Annotated in this window: 17 protein-coding genes and 1 tRNA gene; 14 read left to right on the top strand and 4 right to left on the bottom strand. The window is 36.8% G+C overall.

The window, feature by feature from the left end:
* Positions 1–177: 177 nt before the first annotated feature.
* A complete protein-coding gene (gene erpA, locus F9B76_RS05780; protein ID WP_159991258.1) occupies positions 178–543 on the top strand; it encodes an iron-sulfur cluster insertion protein ErpA in 366 nt (121 codons plus the stop codon).
* 193 nt (positions 544–736) lie between these two features.
* Here the strand turns inward: erpA and F9B76_RS05775 are convergent, their stop codons facing one another.
* Entirely contained in the window at positions 737–1,846 is a 1,110-nt protein-coding gene (locus tag F9B76_RS05775) for an anhydro-N-acetylmuramic acid kinase (protein ID WP_159991257.1), read from the bottom strand.
* Positions 1,847–2,041: 195 nt separating this feature from the next.
* Between F9B76_RS05775 and tyrS the strand changes: the two genes are divergently transcribed.
* From tyrS to F9B76_RS05735, 8 genes are all read left to right on the top strand, one after another.
* A complete protein-coding gene (gene tyrS / locus F9B76_RS05770; RefSeq protein WP_159991256.1) occupies positions 2,042–3,265 on the top strand; it encodes a tyrosine--tRNA ligase in 1,224 nt (407 codons plus the stop codon).
* Between the two features lie 77 nt (positions 3,266–3,342).
* Complete coding sequence (locus F9B76_RS05765) at positions 3,343–3,975, top strand: YbhB/YbcL family Raf kinase inhibitor-like protein (RefSeq protein ID WP_159991255.1); 633 nt, start codon at positions 3,343–3,345, stop codon at positions 3,973–3,975.
* A gap of 24 nt (positions 3,976–3,999) precedes the next feature.
* Positions 4,000–5,244: a serine hydroxymethyltransferase gene (gene glyA / locus F9B76_RS05760; protein ID WP_159991254.1), complete on the top strand. Its 1,245-nt coding sequence runs from the start codon at positions 4,000–4,002 to the stop codon at positions 5,242–5,244.
* A 105-nt stretch (positions 5,245–5,349) separates the two neighbouring features.
* Positions 5,350–5,805 (top strand): transcriptional regulator NrdR, encoded by a 456-nt coding sequence (gene nrdR, locus F9B76_RS05755; RefSeq protein ID WP_159991253.1) that lies wholly within the window; start codon positions 5,350–5,352, stop codon positions 5,803–5,805.
* A gap of 29 nt (positions 5,806–5,834) precedes the next feature.
* Positions 5,835–6,974 carry a bifunctional diaminohydroxyphosphoribosylaminopyrimidine deaminase/5-amino-6-(5-phosphoribosylamino)uracil reductase RibD gene (gene ribD / locus F9B76_RS05750; protein WP_235914872.1) on the top strand — a complete coding sequence of 380 codons (1,140 nt, stop codon included), beginning with the start codon at positions 5,835–5,837 and terminating at the stop codon, positions 6,972–6,974.
* Positions 6,974–7,594, top strand: coding sequence for a riboflavin synthase (locus F9B76_RS05745; RefSeq protein WP_159991252.1), 621 nt, complete (start codon positions 6,974–6,976; stop codon positions 7,592–7,594). Before ribD ends, F9B76_RS05745 begins: the two co-directional genes overlap by 1 nt.
* A 222-nt stretch (positions 7,595–7,816) precedes the next feature.
* Positions 7,817–7,904 (top strand) — tRNA-Ser (locus tag F9B76_RS05740).
* Positions 7,905–8,498: 594 nt separating this feature from the next.
* The gene (locus F9B76_RS05735) at positions 8,499–10,094 is read left to right on the top strand and encodes an inorganic phosphate transporter (RefSeq protein WP_201289283.1); all 1,596 of its coding nucleotides are present in this window, start codon (positions 8,499–8,501) and stop codon (positions 10,092–10,094) included.
* A gap of 206 nt (positions 10,095–10,300) precedes the next feature.
* On the opposite strand, the gene F9B76_RS05730 is transcribed toward F9B76_RS05735, so the two are convergent.
* Positions 10,301–10,819 (bottom strand): exonuclease domain-containing protein, encoded by a 519-nt coding sequence (locus F9B76_RS05730; RefSeq protein WP_159991251.1) that lies wholly within the window; start codon positions 10,817–10,819, stop codon positions 10,301–10,303.
* A gap of 299 nt (positions 10,820–11,118) precedes the next feature.
* On the opposite strand from F9B76_RS05730, the gene galE reads away from it, so the two are divergent.
* On the top strand, positions 11,119–12,132 hold the full coding sequence (gene galE / locus F9B76_RS05725) for a UDP-glucose 4-epimerase GalE (RefSeq protein ID WP_159991250.1): 1,014 nt from the start codon (positions 11,119–11,121) through the stop codon (positions 12,130–12,132).
* Position 12,133: 1 nt separating this feature from the next.
* Here the strand turns inward: galE and F9B76_RS05720 are convergent, their stop codons facing one another.
* Positions 12,134–13,294, bottom strand: a complete 1,161-nt coding sequence (locus F9B76_RS05720) for an iron-containing alcohol dehydrogenase (protein WP_159991249.1) — start codon at positions 13,292–13,294, stop codon at positions 12,134–12,136.
* 323 nt (positions 13,295–13,617) lie between these two features.
* Here F9B76_RS05720 and rfbB point away from each other — a divergent pair, with 323 nt between their 5' ends.
* The 4 genes from rfbB (at position 13,618) to F9B76_RS05700 (ending at position 17,919) form a co-directional block, all read left to right on the top strand.
* Complete coding sequence (gene rfbB / locus F9B76_RS05715) at positions 13,618–14,676, top strand: dTDP-glucose 4,6-dehydratase (protein ID WP_159991248.1); 1,059 nt, start codon at positions 13,618–13,620, stop codon at positions 14,674–14,676.
* Between the two features lie 23 nt (positions 14,677–14,699).
* Positions 14,700–15,590: a dTDP-4-dehydrorhamnose reductase gene (gene rfbD / locus F9B76_RS05710; protein ID WP_159991247.1), complete on the top strand. Its 891-nt coding sequence runs from the start codon at positions 14,700–14,702 to the stop codon at positions 15,588–15,590.
* Between the two features lie 160 nt (positions 15,591–15,750).
* Positions 15,751–16,296: a dTDP-4-dehydrorhamnose 3,5-epimerase gene (rfbC, locus tag F9B76_RS05705; RefSeq protein WP_159991246.1), complete on the top strand. Its 546-nt coding sequence runs from the start codon at positions 15,751–15,753 to the stop codon at positions 16,294–16,296.
* A gap of 30 nt (positions 16,297–16,326) precedes the next feature.
* The gene (locus F9B76_RS05700) at positions 16,327–17,919 is read left to right on the top strand and encodes an SWIM zinc finger family protein (RefSeq protein ID WP_159991245.1); all 1,593 of its coding nucleotides are present in this window, start codon (positions 16,327–16,329) and stop codon (positions 17,917–17,919) included.
* A 116-nt stretch (positions 17,920–18,035) separates the two neighbouring features.
* Here the strand turns inward: F9B76_RS05700 and galU are convergent, their stop codons facing one another.
* On the bottom strand, positions 18,036–18,917 hold the full coding sequence (gene galU, locus F9B76_RS05695) for a UTP--glucose-1-phosphate uridylyltransferase GalU (protein WP_159991244.1): 882 nt from the start codon (positions 18,915–18,917) through the stop codon (positions 18,036–18,038).
* Positions 18,918–19,085 lie beyond the last annotated feature (168 nt).

Genomic DNA, 19,085 nt, shown 5'->3' with positions numbered 1-19,085 from the left:
ATAAACTTTTTACCTACTTATACCTAATAGCCAGAGGGAAAGTAGAAAATTTGCTTATCTGCATAATGCGATTTCTCCGTGTTTTGAGTATGGTTATTGTAAAGGCTTTTTCGCATTATGCTAAAATCTTTTTTTGAAGTAATAAATTAGGTGATTATAATCACCAGGAGCTAATTTATGAGCGTGACCGAAACAGTGGACTTACAGGCACCCCCATCTTTATTGGTATTTACCGATGCTGCCGCCGGAAAAGTAAAAGATTTACTGATTGATGAAGGTAATCCAGATTTAAAATTACGCGTATTTGTTCAAGGTGGTGGTTGTTCAGGATTCCAATACGGTTTTACTTTTGATGAAACCATTAGTGAAGATGATACCGTTATTGACAAAGAGGGCGTACAGCTTTTAGTGGATCCGATGAGCTTGCAATACCTTGTAGGTGCAGAGATTGACTATAAAGAAGATATTGAGGGATCTCAATTCGTTATTCGTAATCCAAATGCCTCAACAACATGCGGTTGTGGTTCTTCTTTTGATGTATAGTTCATATTTATTATATATATTTTCTATACAGTTTATTTAAAAAATTTCTGATGAAATAAGGCTGTTATCTTTTTATTAGGATAACAGCCTTTTCTATAGACTGTGGTACTGTTTGTTTAGCTATAGTTTTTCTTATTATGTTTAAGAGAATTCAGGCGAAAAATATTTTATATTGATATTATTGTCGTCTCTCTTATTTTGGATAAAAAGCCCCGGCAATTGTTGCATGACGAGCGCCTGTAATGGTTGGAAAATTCAAAGGGGTTTTATCTATAAAAGCTTTAGCTAACCAAGCAAAAGCAAGAGCTTCAACTGCTTGGCTATCAATACCATATTCATTCATAATATGTACAGGGCAATCTGCTAAGGAGCCAATTTCTTGAAGTAGTACTTGATTTTTAGCACCACCTCCACAAACAATAATTTCATCTACGGTTGGCATATAGCGTTGAATGGCATTTACTACACTATGGGAGGTTAATGCACGTAGTGTTGCCATAATATCTTGTGGAGCAAGGGAAGGAAAGTTATCTAGTATCGCTGAGAGCCATTGAGCGTTAAATAAATCTCTTCCTGTTGATTTAGGGGCGGCTTGTTGAAAATATGGCTCTTGTAATAACTGTGCTAGTAACCTATGATGTACTTGACCACTAGTGCTCCATTCTCCGTGATGGTCATAGGCTTTTTGTTGATGTTGTTGTATCCAGTAATCCATAAGGGCATTGGCTGGACCTGTATCAAAACCCAGTAAAGGCTGATGAGGGGCTAATAACGTAATATTAGCAATACCTCCCAGATTAAGAATGACTCTATTACGTTGAGGGTCACTAAATAGGGCTTGATGTAATAAGGGTGCAAAGGGTGCGCCTTGCCCACCAGCAGCAATGTCTCGACTTCTAAAATCAGCGACCACATTGATACCCGTTTGCTCAGCAAGATAGGCAGGGGCATTTAATTGTACTGTAAAACCTAAATCGGGACGGTGTCGAACAGTCTGGCCATGTGCACCAATAGCAACAATATCAGACGCAGAGAGGCCTGTTTCTTTTAATAAGGTATGGCAACATTGTGCATAGATATCAGCGAGCTGATTGGCTGCTATAAACGCCTTTTCTAACTCATTTTCTCCTTTTTGGTTTAAGCTTAAAAAAATCTCTCGAAGAGGAGTTGGCATTGCTAAACTGGTAAAACCAATAATTTTAGGAAGTGTCTGCTCTTGAAAATCAACTAAAACACCATCAACACCATCTGTACTTGTGCCAGACATCAAACCAATAAAATACATTGATGTTGAAGATTTCATATTAAAACTTCCTCTAAAGACAGGTATAATGAGAGATTATTTACTGATATGGTATTGTAAAGGAATCTTTATTAAAACCTTTGTGAAATAGAATATTATTAAATTTTTACTAGGGTAGAGTAATTTAATAAAGCTATTTTTATAGACTAAACTTAATATTTTGCAGAGGATTTTGTTAGATTATAGGGATAAAGAATGTCGGAAGAAATTAAAATAAGTGCAGAAGTTGAACGTGATATGCGTACGGTATTGCGTGGTGTTGATGAATTACTTGTTGAGAGTGAATTTGCTCAAAAACTACAAAAAAGTCGCGATACTGGTGTGCCCCTACGTATTAAATTAGGGATGGATCCGACTGCACCAGATATTCACCTTGGTCATACCGTGGTATTGACTAAAATGCGTCAATTGCAAGATATGGGACACCAAGTTATTTTTCTAATTGGGGATTTTACGGCAGCTATTGGTGATCCGAGTGGACGTAATGTGACACGTCCCCCTTTATCACGCGAGCAAATTGAGGTAAATGCACAAACTTACTATGAACAGGCTGCTAAAATCCTTGATTCAGAAAGAACAGAGATTCGTTATAATTCAGCATGGTGTGATGAATTAGGCTCAAGAGGGCTAATCCAACTTGCTTCTCGCTATACAGTAGCACGAATTATTGAGCGTGATGATTTTACCAAGCGTTTTAAGGGTGGTATTCCTATTTCCATTCATGAATTCTTGTATCCTTTACTACAGGGCTATGATTCTGTCGCTTTAAAGTCTGATGTAGAGCTTGGCGGAACGGATCAGAAGTTTAATCTGTTGGTTGGGCGTGAACTACAAAAAGAATACGGACAAGCACAACAATCTGTACTTACTATGCCATTATTGGTTGGTTTAGATGGTGTTGAAAAAATGTCTAAATCCAAAAATAACTATATTGGTATTACTGAAACCCCAGAGAGTATGTTCGGTAAGATTATGTCTATTTCAGATAGTCTGATGTGGAACTACTATGAGCTATTATCTGCTAAGACATTAGATGAAATTGATACGTTGAAAAAAGCGGCTGAAGCAGGTGAAAACCCACGAAATATCAAAGTTGCCTTAGCACAGGAGATTATTACACGATTCCATAATGCACAAGCAGCAGAAAAAGCTTTAGCTGATTTTGAAGCCCGTTTCCGTGATGGACAAATTCCTGATGAAATGCCTGAATTTACATTTGCAGAACCCATGGGAATTGTGGCATTATTAAGAGAATCTGGTTTAGCGAGTTCAGGCTCAGAGGCTTCTCGTCATATTCAGCAAGGCGGTGTAAAAGTTGATGGACAAAGAATTGAGGATAAGTCCTTACAATTGAGTGCAGGTACTTATGTTGTACAAGTAGGCAAACGTAAATTTGCACGTATTACCATCAGTTCTTAATTTATACTTAGTTCATAAGTGATAAATGCGTATGGTGTAAACCATTTTTTATAAACCCTATCATTGGAGAAAGTGCGATGAAATTAACAAGCTTAGCTATAACGAATGGTTCCCCTATTCCTGCGCGATATGCTTTTGGTCAGTCAAATAAAGAGACCCATATTGCACTTTCAGATAATATCAGTCCTGATTTTTCATGGTCAGATGTGCCAGAGGGAACGCAGTCTTTTGTCTTAATTGCTGTAGATATAGATGCACCTAGTAAAGCAGATGATGTTAATCAAGTCGATAGAGAAGTACCTGCAGAGTTAGCACGAGTACCCTTTTATCACTGGACATTGATTGATATTCCTGCGGATATGCGTCATATTGAAGAGGGTGCATTTTCCAAAAATGTCAGTCCTAAAGGAAAAAGTGGTCCATTAACTGCTTTCCCACCAATGCGACAAGGCTTAAATAACTATACAGAGTGGTTTGCTGCTGATGCTGATATGAAGGGTGATTATTTTGGCTATGATGGGCCTTGCCCACCCTTTAATGATGCACGAATACATCGCTATTACTTTACACTTTATGCCTTAGATATTAAAGAAGTGCCTGTATCAGGTGTTTTTGATGCAAAACAGGTATTATCCCTTATTAAAGAACATATCTTAGCAGAAGATACGTTGATGGGAACTTATACATTAAATCCACGCTTAGCGGCGTAATTATCTTTAAAGGAGTTTTATTTTATGTTTGACCGTTCGCTAACCCTTGATAAACAAGACCCAGATTTATGGGCTGCTATTCAAAAAGAAAATGTACGTCAAGAAGAGCATATTGAGCTAATTGCTTCAGAGAACTATACTAGTCCTGCGGTTATGCAGGCACAAGGCTCTCAATTAACCAATAAGTATGCAGAAGGCTATCCTGGTAAACGTTATTATGGTGGTTGTGAGTTTGTCGATATTGTTGAGCAATTAGCCATTGATCGTCTCAAACAAATGTTTGGTGCAGAGGCAGCGAATGTTCAACCTAACTCAGGCTCTCAAGCCAACCAAGCGGTATATATGGCCGTGCTTAAACCTGGTGATACGGTATTAGGCATGAGTTTAGCAGAAGGAGGACACTTAACACATGGTGCTTCTGTGAATGCTTCAGGCAAACTTTATAACTTTATCTCTTATGGGCTTAATGAGAAAGAAGAGCTTGATTATGATGAGCTTGAAAGACTTGCCAAAGAGCATAAACCCAAATTAATAGTAGGTGGTGCTTCTGCATATGCTTTACGCATTGATTTTGAGCGTATGGCAAAAATTGCTCACGATAACGGTGCTTTATTTATGGTTGATATTGCACATTATGCTGGTTTAGTTGTGGGTGGACAATATCCTAACCCAGTTCCCTATGCTGATTTTGTGACATCAACGACACATAAATCATTGCGTGGCCCTCGTGGTGGTGTCATTATGATGAAAGCGGAATATGAGAAAATTATTAATTCTTCTATTTTCCCGGGTATTCAAGGTGGACCATTAATGCACGTGATTGCTGGTAAAGCAACTGCTTTTAAAGAAGCGTTATCACCAGAGTTTAAAACATACGCAGAGCAAGTTGTTCGTAATGCAAAAGTATTAGCAGAAACCTTGGTTAAACGTGGTTTACGTATTGTTTCGGGTCGTACAGAAAGCCATCTTATGTTAGTGGATCTTCGTAGTAAAGGCATTACGGGTAAAGCAGCGGAAGAGGCACTTGGTAAAGCCCATATTACCGTAAATAAAAATGCGATTCCTAATGACCCAGAAAAACCCTTTGTGACCAGTGGTATCCGAGTAGGTACACCAGCGATTACGACGCGTGGTTTTACGGAAAAAGAAGTGGAAATAACGGCTAACTTAATTGCTGATGTACTAGAAAATCCAACGGATGAGGCTCACTTAGCAGCTATTCGAGAAAAAGTACATGCATTAACAAAACGTTTCCCTGTGTATAAATAAAAATATTAAGGGAGGGAGAAAGAATAAAATTCCTTTTCCCTCTCTTAAAGGCAATGTTATGTCGTATCTTTGATAAGTGCATTGCTTTATTGTATAGGCAAGACTATGAAATGTCCCTTTTGTTCAAAATCTGATACGCAAGTCGTAGATTCACGGGTCTCTGAAGATGGGTTCACCATTCGCCGTCGTCGCCGTTGTCAATCGTGTGAAAAGCGATTTACCACTTATGAACGAACAGAATTACCCTTACCTATTGTCGTTAAACGAAATGGTACGCGAGAGGATTTTGATGTTGAAAAATTAAAATCAAGTATGCGTCTTGCCCTTAGAAAACGACCTGTAACAGTAGAACAATTAGATGAGGCAGTTACTCGTATTCAAGAAAAACTGATGAATTTACAAGTTAAAGAGGCAGATACTGATCAGATCGGTCAATTTGTTATGCAAGAACTATGGCAATTAGATCAAGTTGCTTATATACGATTTGCATCTGTTTATAAAAGTTTTGAGGATATTAATCAGTTTACTAATGCTATTCAAGAGATGCAAGATATCAAGTAATCACTTATGGTTGAGTAGAGTCTATCATCATGTCGCATCGTGATATTTTTTATATGCAACAAGCCTTATCTTTGGCAGAAAGCGTATTAACATTAACAGATCCTAATCCTCGGGTTGGCTGTGTGATTGTTAAAGATGATCAAATGATTGCTCAAGGTGCAACACAGAAAGTGGGAGGACCACACGCTGAAGTCATGGCAATACGTGATGCTAAAACAAAAGGTTTTACAGAGGCATCTCTTCAAAATACTACTTTTTATGTGACATTAGAACCGTGTAGCCACTATGGTCGAACCCCCCCTTGTGTTGAGGCGATTATTCAATTAAGACCTAAACGGGTAGTGATTGCAACGCTTGATCCTAATCCACTTGTTGCAGGGAAAGGGATTCAGCGACTTATTGAGGCAGGTATCGAGGTAAGTTATCCGTTGATGGAAGAAGAAGCGCTTGCTCTGAATGTCGGGTTTATGGCTCGAATGGCAGAAGGAAAACCTTGGGTTTGGAGTAAAATAGCGTGTTCATTAGATGGTAAAATAGCCCTAGAAAATGGGGTGTCACAATGGATTACAGAAGAACCTGCTCGTGTAGATGGGCAATATTGGCGAGCGAGAAGTAGTCTGGTTTTGACAGGAATAGGAACAATTTTAAAAGATAATCCATTATTAAATGTACGATCTTTCCCTACAGAAAGGCAGCCTATTAGAGCGGTTATTGATGGGCAGTTTCTAATACCAGAGGATGCAGCTTTATTTAATGGCGATCCTGTTTGGATTTTTACGTATCAGTCTAATCCAGAGAAAGTCGCTCGGTTGCAAGCCAAAAATGCTAAGGTTTTTAATGTACCAGAAAAAAATAGTTATGTAGATTTAGTAGCTATATGGCAGATTTTTCAAACTGAACATATTAATGAGATTCATGTAGAGGCGGGGGTAGGTCTAAATTCTGCTTTACTAAGGGCAGGATTAATGGATGAATTATTGATTTATATGGCGCCTAAGTTGATTGGCTCAGGAAAGGGAAGTTTTTCACTTCCTGTCCTAGAAAGTTTAGATAATGTCCCCACTTTTGAATGGGTAGAGCAACAGCAAATAGGTAATGATATGCGATTACGCTTACGAAATAGTAAGCGTTGGGTAGCATTACTTTCACAGATAAATAGGAAGATATAATGTTTACAGGTATTGTGGCAGGTCTAGGTAGAATTACACAAGTTAAACCATTGGGCTCAAGTGATCAGGATGGTGTACGTATCCGTATTGAGGTTGAGCATTTTGATATGAGTCGTGTGAAATTAGGAGATTCTATCGCTATTCAAGGTGCTTGTATGACGGTAGTGGACTTTGATTCTCATAGTTTTCAGGTTGATGTTTCTCGAGAAAGTCTTACAAAAACACGGGGATTAGATCAAGAAGGTGAAGTAAACTTAGAACATGCTATGCGATTATCGGATACGGTAGATGGTCATTTGGTTTCTGGACATATTGATGGTTTAGGTAAAGTAGCTGCCTTTGAAGCTGTTGGGGAATCGTATTTACTACGTATTCAAGTGCCTTCTGCATTAAGTCCTTATATGGCATATAAAGGGTCAGTAACCGTAAATGGTGTGAGTTTGACAGTAAATGCCGTTCAAGATAATACAGAAGGGTGCTTGATTGATATCAATCTTATTCCACATACTGTTGCAGTAACAACCTTAAAGCATTTACATAAAGATAGTGATGTTAATTTAGAAGTCGATACGATTGCACGCTATGTAGAAAGAATGCTAAAAGTAAAGTCTATTAGTTAACTAGAAAAGTTATCTGTAAATAAGGAATATAGGTAATAGCACTATAGATGTTTGTCTTATTCGCAAAATTTGTTCTGATAAAGAAGAACAGCGGTTCTTCTCGTGTGTAATGTAGATATAAAGTAAGGCTATTTTTGTATTTATATTGCTATTTGATGGATAAATCAGGTAGAATGAAGTCCTTATTTCATCTTTAGGGAAATATTGGAAGTAGTATTTATAGGACTGGTGGTCGAGAGGCTTAAGGCACACGCTTGGAAAGCGTGCATACGGCAACGTATCGGGGGTTCGAATCCCCCCCAGTCCGCCATTATGTTGATTACTTATCCAAGAGCATTCCCTTGCCTGTAGAAAGATAATATTATTCAGCGTAGATATTGTTATAAAACAAAAAGATTTATCGTGGAAGAGCTTATCTTTTGATAAAGTCAAAGAATAACATCACATACCTCTTACGATCTTCTCATTCTTTAAAATATGGTTTATCTATTTGAATCTATGTTTATCAATATCCGTGTCCAGAATTAAGGTATTTGTGTAAATCACTAAATGTATCTAATTAAATAAAAATATAGTTTATGAATAAATTTTATATATTTATCTTATTATAATTCTGTTACTTTCTTTTCGTGCAAAGACCCCACAATCAGAAATTAATCACAGAGAATGTAGCGTATAATATAGGTATCCGCCGTACCTTATCAAAAACAAGAGAGAAAGCGTACAACTGTATTTTGATAGGTAAAGAGGGAAAGTATATTATTGAGCAAATAGAGTAATGGTTTATATGTATAGTATTTATCATTTTGATATTTGTAGCAAAGCAGTGGGTTTTAACTAAATATAATAGATATATTTATAAAAACAGCACTACTCGGTTATTATCCATGTACAGGGAATTTATATGAATGCCTCAATGACAACTGTTAATAAGGTACAAAAGACAACTAGCACTATTTTTGCTGTCATGCTTATTAGCATGGTAGGATATTTCATTTTTTGGGGGTTAGGATACACCCATTACAATAGCCCTGTTTTATTTATTTTAGCGACATTATTTGGTGTCTTTATGGCATTTAATATCGGAGGTAACGATGTTGCTAACTCATTCGGTACGAGTGTAGGTGCAGGAACATTAACCGTTCCACAGGCACTGGGGGTTGCTGCTATTTTTGAGGTATCAGGAGCGGTGATTGCAGGGGGAGAAGTAACCAAAACTATCCGATCAGGGATTGTTGATTTAGGTACTTTACATATCGTCCCTCATGATTTTGTATTTGTGATGATGGCTGCCTTATTAGCGGCTGCATTATGGTTGTTATTTGCGACTTATAAAGGGTTACCTGTCTCTACAACCCACTCTATTATTGGTGGTATTATGGGGGCAGCGCTGACCTTAGGATTTATTATTTCTTCAGGTGATTCCAATACATGGGATATTGTGCAGTGGAATAAAATCGCAGAAATTGCTGTTTCTTGGGTTTTATCGCCTTTATTGGGGGGTATGCTAGCCTATGTCCTATTTAGGCTTATTAAGGTATATGTCCTTGATTACAATACCGATGTAGAACTAAAACTAAAAGAAATTAAAAAAGAGAAAAAACAGTTTAAAGAACAATACAAGCTTCGTTTTGATGCTCTACCAGAAAAAGAAAAACTAGAGGCGGCTTCTGCAATGGCTCAAGATGCACAAATTTTTAGTGATAGAGAGTCAGCAGAAGAAGAGTTAGAGTTTGAATCAGAGTATTATCGAACGCTCTATGAATTTGAAAAACGCCGTCAATCATTAAGTATTTATAAAGCATTACAGTCTTGGGTACCCATTATCTCAAGTTTGGGGTTAATGATGATTGTAGCGATGTTGCTATTTAAAGGTTTAAATAATCTTAACCTTGGCTTAACGGCTTTACATAATTCTTTAATTGTTTTTATGGCGGGTGCGTTGGTATGGATGGCAACATATATTTATGCTCGTACCTTAAAGCGTAAAGACTTAGGGAAATCTACTTTTATTATCTTTAGCTGGATGCAAGTATTTACAGCATCAGGTTTTGCATTTAGTCATGGTGCCAATGATATTGCGAATGCCATTGGGCCTTTTGCCGCCATTATGGATGTCTTACGCACAGGGGAGATTGGTGATACAGCAGGTATTCCACCGATTGTTATGATTACCTTTGGTATTGCCCTTGTGGTTGGTTTATGGTTTATTGGTAAAGAAGTGATTAAAACGATTGGTACTAATTTGGCGGAAATGCATCCTGCCTCTGGTTTTGCGGCAGAGTTATCAGCGGCAACGGTGGTGATGCTTGCTTCTTTAATGGGTTTACCTGTTTCAAGTACACATATCTTAGTAGGTGCTGTATTAGGTATTGGTATGGTAAACCGTAATGCTAATTGGCGCTTAATGAAGCCGATTGGTATGGCATGGGTGATTACACTGCCCTCTGCTGCCTGCTTAGGAGCGATTATTTTCTTAGTATTAAGAACTATTTTTTAATCATTTTAAGCTAGGCGATATAGTAGTGATATAAGGTACAAATTCTATAATTTTTATTTTCTACATAGTTAATTATCATGAATAGTAGATGAAATAAGTATAGAATTGCCTACGCTATTATTTAGATATTCATAGTAAAAATAGCGATTAATCACTGTATTATCCGCCTATCAAAAAGGTATTTTATCGTATAAGATAGAATACCTTTATTTTTGCCAGTGTTCTAAACGAGTATTTGATTCATATAGGGCTTCACAGAGAATCTCACCACAAATAATGGCATCTTCTAAGGCATCATGGTGATTTGTTTGCTCAATCCCTAGATAATCTGCCATTTTATTGAGGGCAAATCCCCCTTTTGAAAATTGAGGCCATACTTTACGAACAATAGTGGTAACATCAATCCAATGAATATTTTTAAGTAAATCTGGATAGTTTAGAAAGATGACTTGTTTATCTAACGTGCCATAAGAAACAATGGATTTTCCTTCCAGATAATGCAAAAGTGGTTCAATGATTTCATGCTTTTTGGGGGAACCATATACTTGTCTTGCGGTAATCCCATGAATACGCGTATTAAAAGGAGAGAAAAATTCTTCTGGATTAACGTAGGTGCTCCATGTCTCAATCAGTTGGTCATCTTTAAATACAGCAATGCCAATTTGGCAAATAGAAGAAAGATTATTATTGGCAAGTTCTAGATCAATAGCAACAAAATGAGACATAAGGGACTTATGTGATAATTAATTAAAGGGTTTTGTTGATTATATGCGATTGTGGTATGCGTGAGGATACTAAATGAAAGTATGGGAAAAATCTATTTAGATAAAGAGATGAGTGATTGAAAAGGTTTTATATTTCTCTTTATGGTTAAAACGAATATAGCTTAAATCCAAAGTAGATAGGCTATGTGTTAAATAATGAGTAGATGAGGTAAGTACGGTATTAAGTGGAAATAGGGAGTATTTAGGAAATAGGGTAAAAAGAGTATAATAAAGGCATATATACTTTAAGGATAGTGACAATGAATATTTTGGTTACAGGTGGAGCAGGATATATTGGCTCTCATACGCTAGTTGAGTTATTAAATGCTCAGCATAATGTCTTTGTATTAGATAATTTTGTTAATAGCTCTCCAAAGGCATTAGCAGCGGTTGAGACAATTACGCAAAAGAAAGTACAACTTATAGAGGGGGATATCCGTCACCGTGCCACTTTAGATCATATCTTTAATACCTGTGCCATTGATGCTGTTATTCATTTTGCCGGCTTAAAAGCAGTTGGTGAGAGTGTACAAAAACCGCTTGAGTATTATGAGAATAATGTTGCAGGTAGTATAACGCTAGTTGAGGCAATGAGAGATGCGGGTGTTTTTTCGCTTGTTTTTAGCTCATCTGCTACTGTTTATGGTAATCCTCAAGAAATTCCTATTTCTGAAAATTGTCCCTTAGGTAATCCAACTAACCCTTATGGTATGTCGAAATGGATGGTTGAGCGTATATTACAAGATACGGCTAAAGCAAATGAACAATGGTCTATTGCTCTATTACGTTATTTTAATCCGATTGGGGCGCATCCTAGTGGTTTGATTGGTGAGAATCCAAATGGTATTCCCAATAATTTAATGCCTTATATTACACAGGTGGCGATTGGCAAATTAAAGCAACTTTCTATATTTGGTAGTGATTATCCTACACCAGATGGTACAGGTGTAAGAGATTATATTCATGTAGTGGACTTAGCTAAGGGGCATCTTGCTGCGTTAGATTATTTGCAGCAGCATAAAGGTTGCCATGCTTGGAATCTTGGTACAGGTAAAGGTTATTCTGTATTGGATATGGTAAAAGCTTTTGAGTCAGTCAATCAGGTAAAAATCCCCTATACGCTTGCCCCTCGCCGTGCTGGGGATATTGCTGAGTGTTGGTCTAATCCTGCTAAAGCACAGCGAGAGTTAAAATGGCAAGCTAATTATGATTTAAATGATATGGTCGCACATAGTTGGCATTGGCAACAACAGAATCCGAATGGATTTGAGTAATTTATAGCCATAATGAGCGATATATAGACCGCATTTCATCTACGGTTGGAATGCGGGGGTTATTGTTGGGTGAGCCAGAGGCGAAGGCTTGCTCACATAGTGTATCCAGTAAATTATTAAACTTCTCTTGTTGTACACCAAACTCAGCTAGAGTAGGGACATTTAACTCTTGATTTAAATCTTTTAAGAATTGAATAAGTTTTTGATTGGCAAGCGCTATGGTGTCAGTGTGAGAGGCTACCCCAAGGGCTATTGCACAATCAGCATAGCGGCTAGGGGAAGCAGGGATAGAGAAGGCGGTAACATTGGGTAATAACATGGCATTTGATAAACCATGAGGGGCATGAAAAAAAGCACCAATTGGTCGGCTCATCCCATGAACCAGTGCTACAGAGGCATTGCTGAATGCTATTCCTGCTAAGGTAGCACCTAACATCATTTTTTCTCGTGCCTCTTGGTCTTGGCCATTGTGAAAAGCTCTTTTTAAATTAGGACCAATAAGACGCATAGCTGCTAATGCTTGTTGATCGCTATAAATATTATGTTTCTGACTGACATAGGCCTCTATTGCATGCGTCATTGCATCAATCCCTGTATCCGCTGTAGTACGAGGGGGAACAGAAAGGGATAATGAATAATCAACAATGGTTGCGATAGGCATAAAGCCTGCGCCGACACAGAGTAATTTCTCATTTTTCTCTTCATCGGTAATAATAGTGAACTTGGTTACTTCAGAGCCTGTACCTGCTGTTGTTGGGATAGCGATAAGGGGTAAGCCTTGTTCATCAACTTGGCGAGGAAATTTATAATCCCGAATACTTCCACCCAATTTACCCAAAATACTGATTGCTTTTGCACTATCAATAACACTCCCTCCACCCAAGGCAATCATACCATCAAAGTGTCTTTGATGAACTAAGTTTATTCCTGCTGTAATAGAGCCGTCAGTGGGTTCTGGTATTGTATCAGCATAAACCGTTGATTCAATTTTATTTAAATTTAAAATATCTTGAATGAGCTGAACATAACCCAACTTTACCATCGTATCATCAGTAACGATTAATACTTTTTTAATATTAAATGTACTTAAAATAGAAGGTAGTTTTTGACAGGCATTTTTACCAATTTCAATAATACGGGGTAATAAAATACGGTTAGACATGAAATCATCTCCCTAAAAAATGAATATAGTACAGGTTCTTTATCACAGTTATATTAAAAAGAGTGTATATATACGAAAAATAAATGAACAATAAGGATGTTATAGTCTAAATGGATAAGCTACTATTTTGCCGATTCTATGCTTAACGCTACTTATTTAGAATACCTTATGTGTTTTTCTACTTTGACTTGATTAGAAATAGATGAGTGTTATCGGTAAAATAGCATATCCGTATTTTTTAGTTAAAGTATCATAAGAGAAATAAGCGTTCAATAGTATTATTTTCGTTAAAATACAAATAGGAAAAAATGGCATAAATTCTCATGAAAATTCTTATTACTGGTGGTGCGGGGTTTATTGGATCCGCTTTGATTCGCTATATTATTGCTCATACACAAGATACGGTTATTAATGTGGATAAGCTGAGTTATGCGGGTAATTTAGCTTCTTTACAGATGGTGAGTCAGCATACACGTTATGTATTTGAAAAAGTAGATATTATAAATAGAGAGGCACTTGATAGGCTATTTCAGACTTACTGCCCTGATGCGGTTATTCATTTAGCAGCAGAAAGCCATGTGGATCGATCTATCCATCAGGCGGATGCGTTTATTCAAACGAATATTGTAGGAACTTATACTTTATTAGAGGCTAGCCGAGCCTATTGGGAATTATTGCCAACCGTACAAAAGCAGTCTTTTCGATTTTTACATATTTCAACGGATGAAGTATTTGGGGATTTAAAACAATCTCAGCAATTATTTACAGAATATTCTCCTTATCAACCGAGTAGTCCTTACTCTGCCTCCAAAGCGGCGAGTGATCATCTGGTGAATGCTTGGTATAGAACCTATGGTTTGCCTATTTTGCTCACCAATTGTTCTAATAATTATGGCCCTTATCAATTTCCAGAAAAATTGATTCCTTTAATGATACTGAATGCTATTCAAGGAAAAACACTACCGATTTATGGTGATGGACAACAAATAAGGGACTGGCTCTATGTTGATGATCATATACGGGCATTGTATCTAGTGCTGACGCAGGGAAAAGTAGGGGAACGTTATAATATTGGTGCTCATCAGGAAATGAGTAATCTTGAGGTTGTTAAAACCATTTGTACTTTATTAGAAACGCTTGTTCCTCATAAACCTATTGGGGTAAAGCATTATCAGGATTTAATCCAGTTTATACAAGATAGACCGGGACATGATAGTCACTATGCTATAGATGCACATAAACTTCACCATACATTGGGGTGGTCTCCTCAAGAAACCTTTTCTTCAGGTATCCGTAAAACGGTATTATGGTATTTACATCATACTGCGTGGTGGAAAGCGATTGTTGAAGGCACTTATCAAATGACTTCTCAGAACCATTGATACTGTTAAAAAGGATGTAAATTGTGTCAAGGTGGTTAATTATCGGTGCTAATGGTCAAGTAGGTAAACACTTAAATTCAGTTTTACAGTCTTATCCTATTGATAATCTAGCGTTATTAGCTGTTGGGCGAGAGAGTGTCGATATTACTCATACTAAGGCAGTCAAATCGCTGATAAATGATTTTCAGCCTACTATTGTGATAAATGCAGCAGCCTATACCAATGTTGAGCAAGCAGAGCATCATCCAGAAGTCGCTGAAAAGACAAATGTAAAAGGAGTGCAAAACTTAGCTGAAGCAACTGCACAGATAGGGGCTTGTTTAATACATTTATCCAGTGATTATGTCTTTGATGGGCAATTAAAGCAACCTTATCATGAAGAGGATTTAACAAACCCGTTAAATCAGTACGGAAAAACAAAACTAGCAGGGGAGCTAATCGTAAAAAGTATTAATCCACGGCATATTATTTTACGAACATCATGGGTCTTTAGTGAACAAGGGCATAATTTTGTTAAGACAATATTAAGGTTAGCCAAAGAAAAAGAAACTTTACAAATAGTGGCTGATCAAATAGGCGCACCTACTTATGCAGGGGATATTGCTCAGGTTTTAGTCCAAATAGCCTTACAAATACAAGAGGGAAGAGAAGATGTGTTTGGCTTATATCATTTCTCTGGCTTTCCCTATATTAGTTGGTATCTATTTGCTCAGTTTATTTTAGCGCAAACACAACAGCAGAAAATACTTAGTAAACTTCCTACACTTTTACCGATAAGTAGCAAGGAGTATGCTTCAATAGTAAAGCGCCCACTTAATACTTGTTTAGCTATGGATAAAATAAAGCGTACCTTTGCTATTGAACCAAGTGATTGGCAAAAAGCATTAGTAAAATTACATCCGTATATAGAGTGAGTATTGTGGAAATAGGGGGAGTATGATGAAATGGGCTATGCTTTTGGGTAACTAAATCTAGGTAGGGTAAAATATAAAAATAGTAGAGAATAAATCATAAAAAGAAAGTGGTTATAGATGAAATAAAAAAAGATAGATCGTATATAAAGAGGTTATATCAATGAAAATTAGGGATACCGCCATTTCGGATGTTAAGGTATTGATCCCCCAAATATGGGAAGATACGCGGGGATTTTTTATGGAAACATTTCGAGAGGAATGGTTTAATACACATATAGCTGATTGCCGATTTGTGCAAGAGAACTACTCTACTTCTTATCAAGGGGTATTAAGAGGATTGCATTATCAAACGAAACAAACGCAAGGTAAGTTAATCCATGTGCTTGAGGGTGAAATTTTTGATGTTGTCGTTGATTTACGCCGACAATCCCCGACTTTTAAGCAATGGGTAGGTACAACACTTTCAGCTGAAAATAAATATCAACTTTGGGTACCAGAGGGATTTGCACATGGGTTTTATGTATTAAGTCAGCAGGCTAGCATTATGTATAAATGTACGGATTATTATTGTCCTCATGCAGAACAAACTTTGCTGTGGAATGATCCTGAATTAAATATTCATTGGCCTTTAAAAGGAGAGCCTATTTTGTCAGAAAAGGATAAAAAGGGTGTATTATTAAAAGAAGCCGTGGCGTTTGATAGGTAGTGATAGTCGATTTTTATAGAGAGATAGCGTATGTGTTTTGAAAAAGTGGCAGAAGTTGTTGGTGAAAAAATAGCAGAACGAGGATGGGATTATTTTATACAAAATAAAGTGCGTGATTTGGAAGAGCGTGCATCTTATTGGACGGCTCAAATTATGGGCTCTCAAATTTATCATGCGGTTATAAAACTGAGTAAAACAGGTGTTTTATTAGATGCGCAATGTAATTGCCCTTATAACCATGCGTATTGTAAGCATATTGCTGCACTTTGGTTTGCTGTCTTGGATAGAGAACAAAAAATAGATAAATCTTCATTAGGGATTAGTAGCCATGTAGATAAGCAAACACAAGATACGTCAAATATATTCTCTGCTGCCTTTTCTCCATCACCGATAGCTTATCAAGATTTAATAGATGATGTGAAGAAAATCTGTAATAAGGCTAGGAATGGTTGCTCTTATTATCAAGCGAGTGCATTTGCTAGTAGTATTCAACAGATCATTAATCAGCGTCATCTATTTTCACTAGAAGAGCAGTTTGAATTACTTCAGCTTATTTATAAACGATTAATAACGATTATTGAAAAATCAGATGATTCTGATGGGTTGATTGGTGATGCAATTATTACTTGCTTAAATGAATCTGAGGTAATTTATGAAGAAGCAGATGAGGTATTACAGAAGAAAATAGAGAAGTTTTGGAAAACACTCGCAGAAAATCCAGATAAACACTGGATTGCTGAGACGGAAGGTATAGCAGATATTTGGCTTGATGCTATGCTAAATAAAAAAGTGCCTCCTCAGAAATTATTAAAATGGATTGATGATCAGCAAACTACGGTAAGTAGCTATCAACAAGATAAGTGGCATCAGAGAACATTACGATTACTGTATATGATTAATCAAGAGCAAGCCATAGCATTTTTAGAACAACACTTAGAGATACCTGAGTTTTTATCTCGATATACAACCCTATTAATGAATAGGGGTGATTATAAAGAAGCTGAGGCTTTACTACTGAATGCTGTTAAAAAGGGCGGTTCAGGAAAACTTCGTGGAGAGTGGCTTTACCAATTAATAGAGTTAAGTGAACGACAAAAGGATACAGAAAAAATTGCACACTATGCTAAATTGTTGACCTTTGCTGGTTTTGGTTTAAATGTTTCTGCTTTTGAACGATGGAAAGAATGTTATCAACCCTCTGAATGGGTAGAAGTAAGAAATCAGACAATTAAAAAATTAAAAGGTGCGACAATTCTTATTGCTCAAATTTATCAGCATGAACGTCTATGGGATGATTTAGCAAAATTATTACGAATAAGTAATGATGTAAGTTTAATTAAGCAATTTTTGAACGTATTACCTAAAGAATATCATATAGAGATAGCAAGGCACTTGTTTAAACTTAAAATGAAAGAATTTAAAACAATACAAACGGGTAGAACGGCATATCAACGATGGTGTTATGATATACGAGAATTAAAACAGGCGTATCCTGCATTACAACATGAAATAAAAGCAGCATTAAGTGCTTTACGAGAGCAGTATCAGAATAGACCTGCTTTTATAGAAGAATTAGATAGAATTTTGCTAAATTTGGCATGGTATAGGGAGGAGTTACCTTGATAAATCTTCCGCTATCTTATTAGCATAGTTGAAGTCTTTTGGGATTAGCAATAACTATACTTATAAAAAACACCACAGTATCATGTGGTGTTTTAATTTTTAGGGTGGTTAGATATTTATACTCTGGTTTTTAACCATTGTTCAAAATCTTTGCCAATTTTGCCATGACGTAGGGCATAATCGACAAAAGCCTTTGCATATCCTAATTTATCACCACAATCATAAGATTTGCCAGTAATAACAGCCGCTTCAACGGTTTCTGCTTTCATTAGTGCAGCAATAGCATCGGTAAGTTGAATTTCACCACCAACCCCCGGTTTTGTTTGAGCCAGCAGAGACCAGATTCCTTTTGAAAAAACATATCGACCAATAACAGCTAGGTTAGATGGGGCTTTATCAATAGGAGGTTTTTCGACAATAGCTGTCATTTTTGCCGTTTGTCCTGCTTGTAATTGCGCACCTCCACAATCTACAACACCATATTTATCCACTTCTTTTTCAGGAACAGGTTCAACCAAAATTTGGCTAAATCCTGTTTCTTGATATCGAGCAATCATCGCTGCTAGATTATCACGTAGAGGATTACAAGCTATTTCATCTACCAGCATATCAGGCAATAAAACAGCAAAAGGATTATCGCCAACAACAGGGTAAGCGGCATAAACAGCATGACCTAAGCCTTTGGCTGTTCCTTGTCGGACACTGATAATGGAAACATCAGCTGGTTTAATCGCTTGGATTTCTGCTAATAAGGCTGTTTTACCTTTACGTTCTAATTGATCTTCTAGCTCGTAGTGCGTATCAAAATGATTTTCTACCGCTGTTTTAGAAGCGTGATTAACCAATATGATCTCTTTAATCCCTGCAGCAATACATTCTTCAACAATATATTGAATTAAAGGCTTGTCTGCCAACGTAAGCATTTCTTTTGGAATGGCTTTGGTCGCAGGTAACATACGAGTACCAAGACCTGCAACGGGGATAACGGCTTTTAGCATAATAAAATCCTATTATTGAGTTAATCGTTTTTATGAAGTGTAAAAATACAAAATGGTTTGTTTATGTGTAAAGTTTGTATTTTATCATGCTTAGCATAAGAAAAAACAACATAAAAGTGTCACTTTCTTGTCGTGAGTATAGAAGACTATTACAATAGTATTAAGTTA

The sequence above is a fragment of the Pelistega ratti genome, assembly GCF_009833965.1.
Classification (GTDB): Bacteria; Pseudomonadota; Gammaproteobacteria; order Burkholderiales; family Burkholderiaceae_B; genus Taylorella; species Taylorella ratti.
Note: the sequence above shows the minus strand (reverse complement) of the source record. Positions and strands in the feature narration are given on the sequence as shown.